This is a genomic window from Comamonas trifloxystrobinivorans, assembly GCF_043359985.1.
GTDB lineage: Bacteria > Pseudomonadota > Gammaproteobacteria > Burkholderiales > Burkholderiaceae_C > Comamonas > Comamonas trifloxystrobinivorans.
In genome coordinates this window covers 100,149-117,830 of sequence record NZ_JBHZGV010000013.1, presented here as the reverse complement: position 1 = coordinate 117,830, position 17,682 = coordinate 100,149, and the positions used below count along the sequence as shown (strand labels likewise).

Genomic DNA, 17,682 nt, shown 5'->3' with positions numbered 1-17,682 from the left:
GAATTACAGGAGAATTTCATGACCCACCGCAAACACAGCCACGCATTTGGAACTATCACCCTGACCGTTACGGCCTGCCTGCTTTTATGGGGTTTTCAGTTGCCAGCTTGGGCTGGTGACGCTACCCAGGTTGAGCCACTGGCGCTACGCAAGATCATGCAGGAACTCGGGCGCAACATGCAGGCTATTACCGGTGCGATTTCGCAGGAGGAATGGGTTCAGGTCGTTCAGCTCGCCCCAAAAGTTGCTGCACACCCCGAGCCACCGCTTACTGAAAAAATGCGCATCCTTGCTTACCTCGGCGCTGATGCGACCAAGTTCAGAAACTTTGACGCGCAGACTCACGAGGCGGCGCTGGCCATGAAGCTGGCTGCTGCGAGCAGCGACGGCAAGGCGGTGATCCAATCATTCGCCCACGTGCAGGAAAGCTGCTTGGGCTGCCACCAAGCTTTCCGTAAACCTTTCGTGGAGCATTTTTATGGAGCACGCTAAAACATGCCAGCGCCCCATCAGCCTCGAAAGACGGCTTGCGGCAACTTACCTGGTAGCTGGTCTGGTCACCGCCGGTCTGGCCGGCTGCGCCGCCGGCCCTGATTTTCAGCGTCCCACCGCACCCGATGTGGCTCGCTACACTGCAACACCGGTGGCTGATAGAACCGTGTCCGCTCCCACGCAGTTCGGCGAAACACAACGTCTAGTCAAAGGGCTTCCGATCGAAACGCAATGGTGGCAAAGCTTGGGTTCATCCGCACTCGACGGACTGATAAACGAAGCTTTCCATGTCAGCCCGACGCTGGCGAGCATCAGCGCCAATTTGCGACAGGCGCAGGAGCTTCTTGCCGCACAGGCGGGCTCGACGCAATATCCACAGGTAGATGTCGCACTGGGATCTCAGCGCCAGCAAATGAGTCCCAGTAGCCAAGGGTTGAGCGGAGACGCACGTCAATTCAGCCTCTACAACGCCAGCGTTGGCGTGCATTACAACCTCGATCTGGCTGGCGGCAACCGGCGCGCACTCGAAGCCTTGGCTGCTCGCGCCGACTACCGTCGCTTCGAACTGAATGCTGCGCGCCTGGCCCTTGCCGGCAACATGGCAACCGCTGCCATTACCCGAGCACGCCTCGCCGCGCAACTAGAAGCCACTACTGCCATTTTGCGCGTGCAGGATGAGCAACTGCGCCTAGCCCATGAACGCGTGCGTATCGGTCAGGCCTCACCTGATGAAGCGTTGAGCCTACAAGCTCAGGCGGAGCAAACGCGGGCAGAACTGCCTGCGCTGCGTAAACAACTGCAACAAACCGAACATCTACTGGCGGTGCTAGCCGGTCGTGCCCCAGGCACGGGTGGCATCCCGGCCTTCACTCTGGCCGATTTCACTCTGGCCGATTTCACTCTGCCCGTCGAGATGCCGCTCGTCGTGCCCTCAGAACTGGTGCGCCGCCGACCGGATATCCAGGCGTCAGAGGCGCTGTTGCATGCGGCCAATGCAGACTATGGTGTGGCTGTCGCCAAGCTCTACCCACAGATCAACCTGAGCGCCAACCTTGGCTCTCAAGCGCTGACCACCGGTGCCCTGTTCGGTGGTGGCTCGGCAGTGTGGGGCCTGGTTGCGCAGCTCACCCAGCCTCTTTTTAATCCAGGGCTACCCGCTGAAAAAAGAGCGGCGCTCGCCGCTTTTGATGCCGCCGCAGCCAATTACCAGAGCGTCGTATTGGAGTCTTTGCGTAACGTCGCCGACACCCTGCGCGCGGTGGAAAGCGATGCACAAACTTTGACTGCCCTCGCTGCCGCTGATATGGCTGCACAGGCCTCATTGCAGTCGGTCGAGCGGCAATACCGGCTGGGCGCGGCCAGCTACCTGCAACTGCTCATCGCGCAGCAACAGGCACAGTCAATCCGGATCAATATGGTTGCGGCCCAGGCACAACGCCTAGTCGATAGTGTTGCTTTATATCAGGCCCTGGGAGGTGGTGTCAGTTAAGGCTATACCCTAACCTGATGTCAGATGCTGGGCGCAAACTACGTCAGGGTGGATTCAACTGGTCGTCGCAACACCAAGTTAAGTTACCGATTCTAGATACTCATTAAAGACTTCCGCAGGTGTTCTCCAGCCCAACGTTTTGCGTGGTCGATTGTTGAGTGTCAATGCCACTGCTTGAAGCTCTCGATGGTTCCATCGAGATAGATCCGTGCCCTTGGGGAAGTATTGGCGCAGCAGCCCGTTGGTGTTTTCGTTCGTACCACGTTGCCATGGACTATGAGGATCAGCAAAGAACACCTGCACCCCTGACTCGGCAGTGAACCGTGCGTGGTCTGACAGCTCCTTACCACGATCCCACGTTAACGATTTCCATAGCTGGGCAGGCAGTTTGGTGACAGTTTTTCTGAGAGCATTGGCCATCGTGACGGCACCATAGCCAGCCAACGGCTGCCCATTCTTTACCCTTGGGGTCAAGCCATAGCCATCCTCTCGTGGCAAGTGCACAAGCATGGTCAAGCGGCTTGTGCGCTCGACCAGCGTGCCAATCGCTGATCGTCCCAAACCGATGATCAAGTCCCCCTCCCAATGTCCTGGTACTTTGCGATCTTCTATCTCGAACGGTCGATTGCAGATCATTACTTCTTCACTGACATGAGCCCACGCTTTAGCTTGGCACCTTGCCCGAGGAACACGTAGCGCCCGCCCGGTGCGCAGATAACTGACCGTCTCTCGCTTGAGGGCACCTCGACCCTGGATGTACAGGGCTTGGTAGATGGCTTCGTGTGAGATGCGCATCGATGGATCATTTGGAAAGTCCAGCCGTAATCGGTTCGCAATTTGCTGTGGAGACCAACCTTTGACCCACTTGCGATCACAGCGGTGGGGCTTGTTGCGGCCAATGAACGCCGCTTGCTGGGGACCGGCAACTTCCCACCCTTGCACATCGTAAATGGAGCCTTCCAAGCGTTCTTGGACATATTCACGCAACCGTGGATTCGTTACCAGCTTGGATGGTTTGGGGCGTTTGGCCACAAGTTCTGCTTTCCACTGCGCAACGGATGCTCGATATTCCAACTTGCCCCCGCGAGTCGCCGCATTGCGTGTCAGCTCCCTCGATACAGTAGAAGGACTTCGGCCAATTCGACGAGCAATCTCCCGCACGCCAATATCCTGCGCACGAAGTAATCCGATCTCTTCTCGTTGGTCAAACGACAGATACCTGTTGGATACAGGCTTGGACACCCGAACATCTATGTGGTGGGTGACCTGGCCTCGGCCAAGAGCTATCTGGATCCGGAGAACCCGACGCCCGTGCCCGGCGTGAGCCCTGGTGCGAAGCAGATGGGGCGCAAGGCCGCGTTCAACATCATGCGCAAGCTCAAGGGGCTGGATGCCCAAGCGTTTCGCTACTTCGACTACGGCTCGATGGCAACGATTGGCAAGCGCGCGGCGGTGGCGATGCTCGACATCCCGTTCACGAAGAAGCGCATCCGTTTCAGCGGCTTTGCGGCCTGGCTGTTCTGGCTGTTCGTGCACGTGTACTTCCTGATCGGGTTCCGCAACCGCACCGTGGTGATGATGGACTGGGCCTAGGCCTACTTCACCTCGCAGCGCCACGCCCGCGTGTTCCCAGACCCGCATGCGCTGGAGCCCCACACCCGCCTCGTGCGGGTGGACAAGCCCGACTAACAACGGATACATCCCGCGCAACTCCCACGGGTGAGCGGCTTTGGCTGCGTGCGAGGTGGGGTTGCTGGCGTGGCCTGCGAGATCGCTGTGCGGGTCGTGGCAACATCGGGCTTTCTGCCTTGATGCCGCCTGACCGGTTGGCTTGCTCGCCGTGACTGCTTCCTCTGCCGCCTCCCCCGCTTCCATCGCTCCTCGTCTGCAAGCCTTGCGCGCACGCATGGCGCAGCAGAACTGGCAGGCGGTGCTGGTACCCAGCAGCGACCCGCATTTGTCGGAGTACCTGCCGGAGCGGTGGCAAGGCCGGGTGTGGTTGAGCGGCTTCACCGGCTCGTCGGGCACGCTGTTGGTGTCGGCCACGCAGGCGGCGCTGTTCACGGACAGCCGCTATTGGGAACAGGCCGAGGCCGAACTGGCCGGCAGCGGCGTGGCCCTGGTGAAGCTGGAAGGTGCGGCCACGCCCGCCTATGTGAGCAAGTTGAAGGCTTTGGGCGAGGCCGCCGGCACGAACGGTTCCGCGCAACCCACCCTGGCCGTGGACGGCGCGGTGATGGGCCTGGCGCAAACCCAGCAGCTGCGTGACGCACTGGGTGCGGCCGGCTGGCAACTGTTCACACAGGTGGACGTGCTGGATGGCATCTGGCCCGACCGCCCCGGCCTGCCCACGGCGCCGGTGTACGAGCACACCCTGCCCCATGCTGCCACGGCGCGTGCCGACAAGCTGGCCGGTGTGCGCGAGCAGATGCGCGCCCAGGGGGCTACCCACCATTGGATTGCCACGCTGGACGATCTGGCCTGGTTGCTCAACCTGCGGGGCGCCGATGTGGAGTACAACCCGGTGTTCTTGGGCCATGCCCTGGTGACGCTGGACGAAGTGAGCCTGTTCGTGGGCGAAGGCAAGGTGGATGCGGCCCTGGCTGCCAAGCTGGCGCAAGACAGCGTGATCGTACGCCCCTATGCAGATGCACTGCCCACCTTGGCGGCCCTGACCGCCGACAGCGTGGTGTGGATGGACCCCAAGCGTGTGACCTGGGGGCTGCGTGAGGCGGTGCCCACCGGTGTCAAGGTGGTGGAGGCGACCAACCCGAGCACCCTGGCGAAGTCGCGCAAGACAGATGCAGAAGCGGTGTTCATCCGCGAAGCGATGGAGCGCGACGGTGCCGCCATGTGCGCGTTTTACGCCTGGCTGGAGCAAGCTCTGGGCCGCGAGCATGTGAGCGAGTTGACGATTGACGAGCGCATGACGGCCGAGCGGGCCAAGCAGCCGGGCTATGTGTCGCTGAGCTTCCCGACCATTGCGGGCTTCAATGCGAACGGCGCCCTGCCCCATTACCGGGCCACGCCCGAGGCCTATGCGGTGTTGAGCACGCAGGCCGGGTTGACGGCCGAGGGGCTGTTGTTGATCGACTCCGGCGCACAGTACCTGGGCGGCACGACCGACATCACCCGGGTGTGGGCCATTGGCACGCCCACGGCAGCGCAAAAGCGCGACTACACGCTGGTGCTCAAGGGCACGCTGGGCCTGTCGCGGATGCGTTTTCCACAGGGCACCCTGGCGCCGATGCTCGATGCCGTGGCTCGCGCTCCCCTGTGGGCCGAAGGGCTGGACTTTGGCCATGGCACAGGCCATGGCGTGGGCTACTTCCTGAACGTGCACGAAGGACCGCAGTCGATCTCCAAAGCGGTGCCGGTGCCGGACATGGCGATGTTGCCGGGCATGATCACCTCGATCGAGCCGGGGCTGTATCGACCGGGGCAATGGGGCATCCGCATCGAAAACCTGGTACTGAATGTGCCGGTGACGCCTGCGGTGCCTGATGCCGAACCGGGCACGCCGGAATATGGCCGCTATCTGGCGTTCGAGACGCTGAGCCTGTGTCCGATCGACACGCGCTGCATCGACCGCAGCCTGCTGCGCGACGACGAGGTGCAGTGGATCAACACCTACCACGCCGAGGTGCGGCGCCGCCTGAGCCCGCTGGTGAGTGGCGACGCGCTGGCGTGGCTGCAGCTGCGCACCGAACCGCTGTGATCGCCCGCCGCCCTCGTCCATCTGACCGATAGGCCAAAGGACGGTGTCTCGCTAGACTGCGGACAGAACCGCATATCTCCTGGACACCATGAACATTTCGCATTTCAACGACCTGCTGGAAGCCGCCCGTCAGCAACCCGATGCCCAGCGCCTGCTGCTGGTGTTTGCCGGCGCTGGCCTGCCCGACGATGCCACGCCTGAGCAACAGGCTGCCTTTGAGGCCGGGCACGGCGGCGAGCTGACGCCTTTGATGTGCGTGGACAAGACGCCGGACGAGATCGGCAGCTTCGACAAGCTGGTGAGTGAGGCCGAACAGTTCGGTCACGACTGGGCCGTGGTGTTCGTGGCCGGGATGTCGGGCATCGGGCCGCGTGCGCCGTCGAGCGAAGATGCACAGCAGCACCTGCAGGGCATGGTCGATGCGATCAAGGTGGGGCAAATCGACCACTTCATCCCGTTCAACCTGGATGGCGATGCCATCAGATTGAACTGAGGCGACGCGTCACTCGGTCGGCAGCCATTGCGCGACCGGGATCGGCTCGGACTTCGGCGCCGGGTCGGGCGACCATCCACCGCCCAGCGCCTTGTAAAGCAGCACCGTGTGGGTGTTGAGCTCGATCTCGGCCAGCAGGGCTTCGTCTTCGCGTTTGAGCGCGTCGGCCTGGGCCTCCAGCGCGGCCTGCAGCAAGGCCTGTCCGGCACCGAAGTGCGCCATGCGCTCGCGGGCGAACTGGTGCGCCAGGTCTGCGGTCTGCGTCAGGTAGGCCACGCGTGAGGTGAAGGCACGGTGGGCGGTGTAGGCGTTTTCGACGTCTTCCAGCGCGCCCAGCACGGTCTTTTCATATTCGAGGGCAACGCCTTCGAGCTGGGCCTCGTTGGCCGCGATGTTGGCGCGGATGCTCCCCGCAGTGAAGATGGGCAGGCGCAGGCCCACGCCGAGCGACTGAGTAACGAAGTTGTAGCCCTCGATGTCGTCCGGATGGGCACGGCCCGCCGAGGCGCCCAAGCCGATATAGAACTTGGGGAAAAGCTCGGCACGGGCCGAGCCCAGCTTGGCTGCCTGCGAACGCACCTTGCGCTCGACGCCACGCACATCGGGGCGGCGCGCCAGCACATCACCGGGCAAGACCTTGGGCAAGCTGGGCGGGCGTTGGGCGCCCGGTGGCAGCGGCGGCAGTTCGGTCAGGCTTTGCGGCGGCTGGCCCATGAGCACGGCGATGCGGCGCAGGTGGCTGGCCAGCAAGGCCTTCAGCGGTTCGACCTTGGATTGGGCGTCGCGCAGGTGCATTTCGGCGCGGGCGACGTCGGCAGCCTCGGTTTGCCCTGACTGGGAACGCCCGCGGGCGTACTTGACGCCGCGCTCGACGACGTAGATGGCACGGTCGACCAGACGCAGGCGTTTTTCCACGCCGCGGGCCTCGAAGTAGCGAGTGGCGATGTCGGCGGCCACCATGAGCTGGGCGCCGTGCTGCTGCTCGTGCGCGCCCAGGATGAGCTGGTGAACCATTTCGGCATCGGCGTGGCGGGCGCCGAAGATGTCCACTTCCCAGGTGGCGGCCAACCCGTAGGCATGGGTGTTACCCTGAGGCATGCTGACGTTCTGCGGCAAGGATGGGGTCACATTGCCCGGCAGCGGGATGGGGATGTTGCCCGGCCAGCCGGGGATGCTGGTGTTGCCGAGCCCGGTGGGCACCGCTCCACCCTCGCGCGAGCGGCCTGCTCCGGCCGCCACCTCCACCGTGGGGTAGTAGGCCGACTCGGCCATGCCGTGGAAGGCCCTTGCCTCTTTGATGCGGGCCAGTGCGATGCGCACATCGACGTTCTGACGCAGGCCTTCTTCGATGTAGCCGCTCAGGACGGGGTCTTCCAGCTGCCGCCACCACTGGGCGATGTCGGTGTTGCTTTGCGCCGTGGCCGGGTCGACCGAGTCGAATTGCCCCGGCACCTGCACCGCCAGCGGGGGCATGTCCACCTTCACGGTGGTGCAGGCCGAGGCCAGCAAGGTCGCGGTAGCAGTCACCAGCAGGCGCAGGGCCGTGGGACGGGAGGTGGGTCGGTTCACCAGACGGCGATGGGCACGCATGTGTCACTCCGAAAAACAAGAGAGAGGGGTCAGCCCTGACGGGCGAGCATGGAGCGAAAGCGCATCAGCGCCAGCGCCAGGAAAGCGATTCCGATGCCACCCACGGCCAGCATCTGGGGCCAGACGATGTCCACCCCGGCGGCCCGGTACAAGATGCCCTGGGTGAGCTGGACGTAGTGGGTGGAGGGCGAGAGCTGCATCAGGTGCTGCAACCACATCGGCATGCTCTCGAAGGGGGTGGCCGAACCCGAGAGCATGTACATGATCACGAAGACCGGCACGGCCAGCAGGCCGAACTGCGGCATGGAGGCGGCCACGGTGGCCAGCAGGATCCCCAGCGCGGTCAGCGAGAAGAGATAGAGCCCGGTGCCCAGCAGGAACAGGCCCACTGAGCCTTCGATGGGCACGCCCAGCACCCCTTCGATGATGGCGAGCACCGAGACGGCCACCGCCAGCAGGATCACCAGGCCGTTGGCTGCAATCTTGGCCACAGCGATTTCGCTGGGGCGCACCGGCATGACCAGCAGGTGCTCGATGGTGCCGCGCTCGCGCTCGCGGATGACGGCCGCGCCCACGAGCACCACCGACAGCACGGTCACGTTGTTGATGAGCTGCATGACCGAGGTGAACCAGCTGGTGGAGGTGTTGGGGTTGTAGAGCACGTGCACGACCTGCCGGGTGGGCAGGCGCTTGTCCAGGCTGTCCACCTTGAACGCGCTGAGGGTTTCACGCAGCACGATCTCGGTGATGTAGGCGATGCCGAGCTGGGCCTGGGCCATGGCGGTGGCGTCCACGGTGAGCTGCACGGTGGTGGGGCGTTGGCCGTGGATGTCGGCCTCGAACTGCCGGGGAATGTCGAGGATGAAGAGGTAGCGCCCCTCGTCCATGGCGGCTTGCGCGGTGGTAGGCGTGAGGTCCACCGGCGTCTGGAACATGGGGGGTTGCAAGGCCGCTCGGATGCGCTGGGACAGGCCGGACTGGTCGTGGTCGATGATGCCGATGGTGACGTGGGTGACGTCGGCCTTGGCGCCCACAGCCACCACGTAGACGGCGACCGTGAAGGAGATGAGGATGGCGCCCATCATGGTGCGGTCGCGCAGCACGCAGCGCAGCTCTTTGAGGCTGAGGTGAAAGACGTTGAGCAGCCAGATCATGTCAACGCTCCTGCTTGCGCACGAACAGGCGCGCCGCGCTCAGGTAGGCCACCGCAAAGCCCATCATCACGACGCAGGCCACGCCCAGGGTCTGCCACTGCAGCTGCCAGTTCTTGGTGAACACGCCCAGGCTCACTTTCTGGAACCACGAGGCGGGGAAGCCCTGGGCTATGTAGAAGTTGACGCCGTCAAGCGTGGAGACAGGGCTGAGCACGCCGGCGAAGTTGGTGGTGATGATCACGCACAGGATGGCGGTGAGGAACTGCGCAGCGACCTGCGTTTGCACGAATGCCGAGATCAGCAGGCCCATGGCGGTGATGGCGAAGGCGTAGGCCGTAGCGCCCAGGGTGAGCGCCAGGAAGCTGCCCTTGAGCGGCACGCCCAGGCCCCAGATGAGCACGGCCACCAGGGTGAGGTAGCTCAGCAGGGTCAGGGCCACATAGGGCAGCTGCTTGCCGACCAGGAATTCGCTGATGGCGCCGGGTGAGGCGTAAAGGTTGACCATGGTGCCCATTTCCTTCTCGCGCACCATGCCGAGGGCGGTGAGCATGGCCGGGATGAGGGTCAGCGCCAGCATCAGGTTGCTGGGGCCGAACACGAAGAGGCTCTGGTACGAAGGGTTGTAGGCCATGCGCGGTGCCACCGTGATCGGCACCGTGGGGGTCTCCGCCCCGGGCGTGGACCGGGCCAGCTGCACGGCGTGCTCGATGGCCACCGCCTTGATCGAGTTGACGGTGTGGGCCGCGCGCACGAGGCTGCTGCCGTCCACATAGAAGCCGACTTCGGGTTGTCGCTGGCCGATCAGGTCACGGCCGAAACCGGGCGGCACGTCGATCACCAGCCAGGACTGCGAGGAGCGAAGTTGGGCGTCGATCTCCTGGGCGTTGCTCAGGGAGGCTTGCTCGACGAAGTGGGGCGAGTCGGCGAAGTGCTCGACGAAGCGGCGGCTGTCGGTGCTCTGGTCGCGGTCGAGCACCGAGAAGCGGATGTCTTCCACGTCGAAGCTCAGGCCCCAGGTGGCGGCGCACAAGACGATGATGGGGCCGATGATGGCGAAAGCCAGGCGGATGCTGTCGTGGCGCAGTTCCATGGCCTCGCGCTGGGCAAAGGCCCACATGCGGCTGAACCACAGGGCGGCGGCCGACGGCGGTTGGCTGGCCGCTGCTGATGGGGTCAGAGGGGCATCCAGCGGGTCGTGCTCAATGGGCGTGTGCGGCAGGTGCTCGGCTTCCTGATCGGCTTCCAGGTAGTCGATGAAGGCCTGCTCCAGCGTTTCGCAACCCCGCTCCAAGCACAGGTCATCGGGCTTGCCCACGGCCAGCACGCGACCGCGGTGCATCAGCGAGATGCGGTCACAGCGCTGGGCCTCGTTCATGAAGTGGGTAGAGACGAAGAGCGTGACGCCCTCCTCCCGTGACAGGCGGATCATGTGGCGCCAGAACATGTCGCGAGCGGCTGGGTCCACGCCGGAGGTGGGCTCGTCGAGAATCAACACCTCGGGCTTGTGCAGGCAGGCGGCGGCCAGTTGCAGGCGCTGGCGGATGCCCAGCGACAGGCTGGCCGGCATGGTCTCGGCATAGGCGCGCAGCTCGAAGGTGTCGAGCGAGGCTTCGATGGCCTGATCTGCGGTGGCCGGATCCATGCGGTACAGGCGGGCGTGCAGTTGCAGGTTCTGGCGCACGGACAGCTCTTCGTACAGCGAGAAGAGTTGCGACATGTAGCCGATGTGCAGCCGGGTGCGCAGGTCGGAGGCGTCCACTGGCTTGCCCAGCAGGCGCGCCGAACCCTCGGTGATGTCGAGCAAGCCGGTGAGCATCTTCATGGTCGTGGTCTTGCCACAGCCGTTGGAGCCGAGGAAGCCGAAGATCTCGCCACGGGGAATGCAGAAGGTCACGTCGCGCGCGGCCACGAAATCACCAAAGCGGCGGGTCAGGCCTTCGGCTTCCATCGCCGGGGGGCCATCGTGCGGGGGCAAAGGCGGGATCCGCAACGGCGCGGTATCGCCCTTGCGGGAGAGCTTAATGTAGGCCTCCTCCAGGCTGGCCGCGCGGGTTTGCTCCAGCACGCCGATGGTGGGCGCGCACACCAGCACGCGACCCTCGTCCATGGCGACGAGGTGGTCAAAGCGCTCGGCCTCTTCCATGTAGGCGGTGGCGACCAGGACGGTCATGTGTGGGCGCTCGGTGCGCAGGCTCTCGACCAGTGCCCAGAACTGCCGGCGCGACAAGGGGTCCACGCCCGTGGTGGGTTCGTCGAGGATGAGCAGGTCGGGGTTGTGCACCAGGGCGGCGCACAGCGAGACCTTCTGCTTCATGCCGCCCGACAACTTGCCGGCCGGACGGGCATGGAAAGGGTCGAGCGCGGTGGCACGCATCAGGCGCTGAATGCGCGCGTCACGCTCGGCCGACGGTACCCCGAAGAGGCGCGCCGAGAAATCGATGTTGTCGTAGACGGAGAGCGAGCGGTACAGGTTGCGGCCCAGGCCCTGCGGCATGTAGGCCACGCGGGGCGCCAGTTCACGGCGAAAGGCAGCATAGGCCACATCCCCACCCAGCACGGTCAAGCGACCGGACTGCAGTTTCTTGACACCTGCCATGAGCCCCAGCAAGGTGGACTTGCCCACCCCGTCCGGCCCCACGAGGCCGACGGTCTTGCCCATGGGCAGCGTCAGGCTGACCTGATCCAGCGCCGGTTTGTCGTCGTAGGCATGGCTCACCGACTCGACGATGATCGCGGACTGCATGAGCGGCTCACCAGGCGCTGGCGGTGCGGGCGTCGGCGGTCTTGCTGTCGGTGCGGGCGGGCGGCTCGCTCAGGCGCACGAAGCCGTTCCCGGTCAAGCCCCCTTTGAGCAGGCCCACATGGGCCAAGGCCACCTCGGGCGACAGCGACAGCTTCACGCGGAAGCTCAGCTTTTCGCGCTCACTGGCGGTCTCCACATGCTTGGGCGTGAACTGGGCATCGGCCGACACGAAGCTGACCTTGGCGGGCAGACGCAGGTCGGGCGCGGCATCGAGAACGATGCGGGCTTCGTCTCCGACGCGCACCTGACCGGCCACATTGGTGGGCAGGAAGATGGTCATGTGGACCTGCGAGGTATCGACCAACGTGGCCACGCGCCCCCCGGCGGGGATGACCGAGCCAGGCTCCACCACGCGGTACTCGATGCGCCCGGCCACAGGCGCCTTAAGGGTGTGATCGGCAATGGCGTTCTTCAGGCGCTCAATGCCAGCCTCGGCTTCGGACTGCGCCGCTTTGGCCTCGCCCGCAGCGGCGTTGGCAATGCTGACCCCGCTGGCTTCACCATCACGCTGGGCCTGGCGTTTCTTGAGCTCGGACTCGGAGATGAGCGTGTCGTCGCGCATCCGCACAGCGTTGTCATAGTCCATCTGCGCGACCTTGGCCTTGAGGCTTTGCACGCGCACCTCGCCTTGTGCACGGGCCATGGCCTGGGTCGCGCGCTGGCGCATGGCCATCACGCCGTCGAGCTGGCGTTGCAGGTCGGTGGTGTCCATTTGCGCGATCATGTCGCCCACCTTGACCATGTCCCCCTCGTGTACGGCAATGCTTTGCACCTGGCCCGGGAACTTGGTGGCGATCTCGATGCGCTGCACGTCCAGCCGGCCGTTGCCGGAGACGATCTTCGGGGCAGCCTCCTCGGAGCGCAAGGCACCCCAGGTGGCCCAGGCGCCAGACACCGTCAACGCAGACACCACTGCGCCCAGGATGAAACCGCGATAAGGATGGAGAGAGAACTTCATGGTCGTCACTTTGCTGGTTCGTTCAGGTCATGATCGACCCAGCAAAATGCTCGGACATTGAAGTAGATCAGATGCCAGTCTGCGCATTCATAGGGCATGTCGCACAGGCACACCTGCTGTCGGACAGGCACCCCAGGGTTTGCCCGATCCCAAGCAAAAGGCGCCCGGGAGGGCGCCTGGAACCTTGAATCAACCGGGTCGGCCATCCACCCGCGGTTGACCATACCAGCGCCAGTAGCGCGCGCTCCAGGCCCCCAGGGTGAGCAGCCACAACGAGGCGGCAGCCAGCAGCAGCGTGTTGGCGTGTGCGGGCCAGAGCGTGGCTGCCAGCCGGTTCAGCGTTGCCAGTTGAAGGCTCCAGAACAGACCCCACGCCATGCTGTAGGCCGCCAGCACACGCCCACTGTGCCCGCAACTCACGCGGGTGACCATGGCCAGCAGCACACTGCCCAGGAAGCCCATGGTCAAAGCGTGGAGCGGCAGCAAGGTCGGGATGTCCACGCCCTGGGCGCGCATCCACACGGTGAAGGCGTCGAGGCAGAACGCCAGCCCCAGCCAGACAAAGCCCAGGTGCAGCATGGCCAGCAAGCGGTTGCGCAGACTGCGCCACAGCCCCCAGCGCACCGCCAGGGCCAGAATCAGCACACCCGACAAGAGGGCCGTGCCAAAGCGCAGCATCCACAGCCACGGCAGAGTCGGCAGGCTGCGCGCCTCCCACCACACCCAGCCGCCTTGCAGCCAGACCATGCCCAGCATCGTCCACAGCAACCAGTTGGGGCGCCAGGCATCCAGGCTGGGCACAGCCGAGGCCGAGAAGAACGGGATCATACGGTGAGCCACCACCACGTACACCGGCACGATGAAGAGCCACAAACCCAGCAGCGCGGCCACGCGCACCATCAGATAAGCCTGTGTGGACAGCCCAACGGCAGCGGCCATCATGCACAGCAGGCCGATCACGCTGGCTGCTGCAATCAAACGGGCGTGCAGGCGATCAGGGGCGGGGCTGCGCTGCACCATGCCCACGAACCGGCCCGAGAGCATGGCCCAGCCCAAGGTGGCCACGCCCACGCCGAGCGCCGCCAAGCGGTGGTGCACATAGGCTCCCGCCAGGAGCACCGCCCACCCCGCGACCAGGGTCAGCACCCCAGGCAGAACCTGTCGCGCGCTCACCTCCGGCATCCGCAGCCACTTGGGGCCCGCGGTGAACAAGAAACCCGTGAAGAACAAGGGCATGAAGCCAAAGCTCATCAAGAGCGCATGCACAAAGGTGTCGGGTACCACCATGGCCATGTGAAAGGCCCCAGTGCCCCGCCCCACCATCACCAGCCACCACCACAAGCTGGCCAGGGTCATCACGGCCACCGCGCTGGCAAACGCCAGGCGGTGCGGGGCATGCAACAACAGGGCCCAGCGCCAGGGCGCCGGCTGCATCTTGGCCTGCGCGCGGGCTTGGGCCGGGCTCATATTCGCAGGCGCGGCCGCCTGAGACTGTAGGGGGATGGCCGGTCGAGTCGGCTTGTCAGCGGGCATGGTGCGTGGTGGGACGCCCGGCAAACGGCCAACGAGGTGGCCCCACGGCGTCCAGCGTGTTCTTGAGAAGGAGACCATACTCCGTGTCCCCTTCCATGACCATCCTCCGATCGAAGAACAGCGTGTCCGGATCGTCCTGCCCTTGCAGCAGTCGCCAATAGACCTGCGCGGTGGCCTTCAGACGCAACGCGACGGGTTGCCCGGCCGAGGCGGGTGACAGCCCCCGCGGCCCCGCCTGCAAACGGCAGGTGATGCCCAGATCGTCCACCACGAGTTCCACCACACGGCCGGACAACTCGGCCTGCGTGGCCTCGTCCACCAGGGGCCACCACAGGCGGTTGAGAGCCTGCGCCATCACCATGGAGGGCGGCCACACCGGCAGACGCCGCACAATGTCACGCAAAAGCTGTTTCATGAGTTGATCCACACCATGCCCGGGCGCTGGGGCCGGGCGTACCCATTGGACAAAGGCCCCGGCATGCGCAGCGAGCGAATCGCCTCGATCGCGTCCGCGCTGGGGGCACCGTGGTTCATCACGGCATCGAACTGGCGCAGCACTTCGGCAAAGTCCTGCGAGGTGGGGGACAGGCGCAGGCGCTGCACCCCGGCGGCCCGCAAGGCCTCGCGCTCGCCCAGCAGGCACTGCACCGTGCCGGACTGGGTCTGGATGCCGTTGAGCGTCAGGAAGTCCTGCCCTTCACGCGTGCGCAGAGCCAGGCCATCGGGGTCATCCAGACAGCGGAACTCGCAGTGGTCTTTCTGCAGATGATGGTGACGCGCGGTGAAGCAACGCGCCGACAAGGCCAGCGGCATGCGCCCGAAGGCGAAGACCTCGCTTTGCACGGCTGAGCCTGGCGGGCAGACCTTGCCCACGTCGGGCAGGGACATCTCCACCGGGGCCACCCAGCGCGTGGCGCCCAGCGCCGCGTATTCGGCCAGCGACGGGGCGCTGTACACGTTCACATGCAGCCCAATCACCCATGGTGAATGCCCGGCCAGCAGGCGAACCGCCGCCGTGTCATTGGCCTCCAGCATGAAGTCGCCCTGCTCCACCCAGCGGCGCAGGCTGCGCAGTTCGGCTTCGGTCTCCAGCAAGGCCTGGGTGCCGATCACCACCTCCTTGCCCGCCGCTTTCAGGTCTCGGGCCAAGGCCAGCCAGTCTTCCGGCTTCATCTCGTGGCGCCGCGAACACACCACCTCACCCAGACACACCGTGTGCGCGGGCGAATCGGCCACCTCGGCATAAAACGCCGTCAAGGTATCTCGAGACCAGTAGTACTGCACCGGCCCCACGCTCAGTTGGAACATGCTCATTGCTCTCACGCCTCATTGCCAGGGGCGCGAGAAGGCGCCCAAGGTGTGCTGCTGCCCCTCGGCCAGGCGGCCCAGGGCGGTCGTCCAGGCGGGCTGCACCGAGTAACGCTCGGGCTGCGCCTTGCATGCATCGATGGCCTGCCGCCAGGTGCGCGTCACCTGCTCCACATAGGCTGCACTGCGCTGGCGCCCTTCGATCTTGATGGCCGATACGCCTGCTTGCATCAGTTCGGGCAGGATGGCCAGGGTGTTCAAACTGGTCGGCTCCTCGATGGCGTAGTCCACCGTGCCGTCCACATCGAAGCGGCCCTTGCACAGCGTCGGATAGCCGCGCGGCTCATCGGGCTCGAAGCGGTCGATGAGGATGCCGCCCAGGCGCGCGTCCACCCGGTCGCCGCACTGGTCCCAGCGTACCGCCGATGGCGGAGAGCACACGCCTGCGTTGTTGGGCGACTGGCCCGTGGCGTAGGAGGACAGCGCGCAGCGCCCTTCGACCATCACGCACAGGCTGCCAAAGCCAAAGACTGTTAATTTCCACGCAAAACTGACCCGCCGGGGATGCGGACAAAAACTTGGACTACCAGGAGGTAGTTCATGTACTCATACGCAGACAGGATTCGTGCAGTTGAGCTTTACATCAAGCTTGGCTTGCGTGCCAGAGCCACGATTCGCCAGTTGGGGTACCCAACCAAGAACGCATTGAAAGGCTGGTATCAGCGCTACCTGAAGCATCAGGATTTGCCAGCAAGCCAAGCTCCAAGAGCACCAAAATATTCTCTGAAGCAAAGGGAGGTGGCGGTTGCTCATTACCTCGCCCATGATCGCTGTATTGCTGCAACGATGAGGGCTTTGGGTTATCCGGGTCGAGGAACGTTGACTGCGTGGGTTCGGCAAGACTGCCCTGACACCTGCAAATCGAGAGTAGGCAGATCTTGGCCGGCTACAAAGCCTGATACTTTGATGTGTGAGGGCGTGGTGCAACTGTGTACCCGTCAATCAACTGCACAGGAGATTGCGGACAAGTTAGGGGTGTGTAGGGGGACCTTGTACAACTGGAAAAATCAGTTGCTTGGCCCTTGTGCCCCTGCCTCGATGAAACACAGTCCAAAGCGATCGCCAGTGTTGGATGAAGCAGCACTCAGGCGCCAAGTTGAATCATTGCGCCAGGATGTTCGGCGGCTGAAGATAGAGCGGGAGCTTCTCAAACAGGCCCATGAAATCTTAAAAAATGGGGCTGGCATTGATCTGCATAGCCTGGCAAACAAAGATAAGGCTGTGCTGGTTGAAGCGTTGCGCGGTCAGTATGAATTGCCAGAACTGCTTTCTCTTGTTGGCCTTGCTAGAAGCTCGTACTTTTACCATCGTGCCCGGCTGAAGCTGGCTGACAAATACTTGGATGTACGCCGAAGCATCACAGAGATCTTCGACAACAACTACCGTTGCTATGGGTACCGCAGGGTACAGGCATCTCTGCTCAAGGAGTGCACGGGCATCTCAGAGAAGGTGGTTCGTCGGCTGATGAAGCAGGAGGGGTTGATCGTGGCCAAGCCCAAACGCCGCAGATATAACTCCTACCTTGGAGAGATAGGTGCTGCCCCGCAAAACCTCATCAATCGAGACTTCCATGCTGCTGCGCCCAATGAGAAGTGGCTCACAGACATTACTGAATTCCAAATCCCTGCTGGCAAGGTTTACCTGTCGCCAGTCATTGATTGCTTTGACGGGCTGGTGGTGAGCTGGTCGATTGGGACTCATCCCAACGCAAATCTCGTCAACACAATGCTGGATGCGGCCATTGATGCTGCTCAAGGCAGTGAGAGCCGCCCTGTGATTCATTCTGATCGTGGAGCTCACTACCGCTGGCCGGGCTGGCTCTCGAGGATCCATGATGCAAAGCTGATTCGCTCGATGTCTCGCAAAGGGTGCTCGCCAGACAATGCTGCATGCGAAGGCTTCTTTGGAAGGCTGAAAATAGAGTTGTTCTATCCCGGCAACTGGCAATCAACGACGATTGAGCAGTTCATCGAAGCTGTCGATGCGTACATTCGTTGGTACAACGAAAAACGTATCAAGGTATCTCTGGGACGTTTAAGTCCTGTGGAATACCGGCACAAACTTGGCCTAGCCGCATAAAACCA

General features: G+C 63.8%; 13 protein-coding genes and 2 pseudogenes. 6 read left to right on the top strand and 9 right to left on the bottom strand.

Translation table 11 applies throughout. The features are described from left to right. Nucleotides 1-18: 18 nt before the first annotated feature. A complete protein-coding gene (locus ACFIQF_RS17085; RefSeq protein ID WP_003056106.1) occupies nucleotides 19-492 on the top strand; it encodes a cytochrome c in 474 nt (157 codons plus the stop codon). Beyond that, nucleotides 479-1,981, top strand: coding sequence for an efflux transporter outer membrane subunit (locus ACFIQF_RS17080; protein WP_393944711.1), 1,503 nt, complete (start codon nucleotides 479-481; stop codon nucleotides 1,979-1,981). Before ACFIQF_RS17085 ends, ACFIQF_RS17080 begins: the two co-directional genes overlap by 14 nt. Nucleotides 1,982-2,059: 78 nt before the next feature. Here the strand turns inward: ACFIQF_RS17080 and ACFIQF_RS17075 are convergent, their stop codons facing one another. After that, a complete protein-coding gene (locus ACFIQF_RS17075; protein ID WP_393944869.1) occupies nucleotides 2,060-3,268 on the bottom strand; it encodes an IS30 family transposase in 1,209 nt (402 codons plus the stop codon). On the opposite strand from ACFIQF_RS17075, the pseudogene ACFIQF_RS17070 reads away from it, so the two are divergent. The 3 genes and pseudogenes from ACFIQF_RS17070 to ACFIQF_RS17060 form a co-directional block, all read left to right on the top strand. Beyond that, nucleotides 3,218-3,571: pseudogene (locus ACFIQF_RS17070) on the top strand (NAD(P)/FAD-dependent oxidoreductase); the annotation flags it as partial. The gene ACFIQF_RS17075 and the pseudogene ACFIQF_RS17070 overlap by 51 nt on opposite strands. Before the next feature lie 250 nt (nucleotides 3,572-3,821). Further along, nucleotides 3,822-5,699 carry an aminopeptidase P family protein gene (locus ACFIQF_RS17065; protein WP_393944709.1) on the top strand — a complete coding sequence of 626 codons (1,878 nt, stop codon included), beginning with the start codon at nucleotides 3,822-3,824 and terminating at the stop codon, nucleotides 5,697-5,699. Between the two features lie 88 nt (nucleotides 5,700-5,787). After that, nucleotides 5,788-6,192, top strand: coding sequence for a ribonucleotide reductase subunit alpha (locus ACFIQF_RS17060; RefSeq protein ID WP_393944707.1), 405 nt, complete (start codon nucleotides 5,788-5,790; stop codon nucleotides 6,190-6,192). A gap of 9 nt (nucleotides 6,193-6,201) precedes the next feature. On the opposite strand, the gene ACFIQF_RS17055 is transcribed toward ACFIQF_RS17060, so the two are convergent. The 8 genes and pseudogenes from ACFIQF_RS17055 to ACFIQF_RS17020 form a co-directional block, all read right to left on the bottom strand. Continuing rightward, entirely contained in the window at nucleotides 6,202-7,782 is a 1,581-nt protein-coding gene (locus ACFIQF_RS17055; protein ID WP_393944705.1) for a TolC family protein, read from the bottom strand. Between the two features lie 29 nt (nucleotides 7,783-7,811). Continuing rightward, nucleotides 7,812-8,936 (bottom strand): ABC transporter permease, encoded by a 1,125-nt coding sequence (locus ACFIQF_RS17050; RefSeq protein ID WP_393944703.1) that lies wholly within the window; start codon nucleotides 8,934-8,936, stop codon nucleotides 7,812-7,814. Between the two features lies 1 nt (nucleotide 8,937). Next, on the bottom strand, nucleotides 8,938-11,679 hold the full coding sequence (rbbA, locus tag ACFIQF_RS17045) for a ribosome-associated ATPase/putative transporter RbbA (RefSeq protein WP_393944701.1): 2,742 nt from the start codon (nucleotides 11,677-11,679) through the stop codon (nucleotides 8,938-8,940). Nucleotides 11,680-11,686: 7 nt separating this feature from the next. Beyond that, complete coding sequence (locus ACFIQF_RS17040; RefSeq protein ID WP_393944699.1) at nucleotides 11,687-12,697, bottom strand: HlyD family secretion protein; 1,011 nt, start codon at nucleotides 12,695-12,697, stop codon at nucleotides 11,687-11,689. 189 nt (nucleotides 12,698-12,886) lie between these two features. Beyond that, a complete protein-coding gene (locus tag ACFIQF_RS17035; protein ID WP_393944698.1) occupies nucleotides 12,887-14,164 on the bottom strand; it encodes an NnrS family protein in 1,278 nt (425 codons plus the stop codon). A 55-nt stretch (nucleotides 14,165-14,219) separates the two neighbouring features. Continuing rightward, a complete protein-coding gene (gene ubiT / locus ACFIQF_RS17030; RefSeq protein ID WP_393944696.1) occupies nucleotides 14,220-14,645 on the bottom strand; it encodes a ubiquinone anaerobic biosynthesis accessory factor UbiT in 426 nt (141 codons plus the stop codon). Then, the gene (locus ACFIQF_RS17025; RefSeq protein ID WP_393944695.1) at nucleotides 14,642-15,544 is read right to left on the bottom strand and encodes a U32 family peptidase; all 903 of its coding nucleotides are present in this window, start codon (nucleotides 15,542-15,544) and stop codon (nucleotides 14,642-14,644) included. The genes ubiT and ACFIQF_RS17025 overlap by 4 nt, the downstream gene beginning before the upstream one ends. A 12-nt stretch (nucleotides 15,545-15,556) precedes the next feature. After that, nucleotides 15,557-16,078: pseudogene (locus ACFIQF_RS17020) on the bottom strand (peptidase U32 family protein); the annotation flags it as partial. Nucleotides 16,079-16,138: 60 nt separating this feature from the next. Between ACFIQF_RS17020 and ACFIQF_RS17015 the strand changes: the two are divergent. Then, nucleotides 16,139-17,677, top strand: a complete 1,539-nt coding sequence (locus ACFIQF_RS17015; RefSeq protein WP_054075751.1) for an IS3 family transposase — start codon at nucleotides 16,139-16,141, stop codon at nucleotides 17,675-17,677. Nucleotides 17,678-17,682 lie beyond the last annotated feature (5 nt).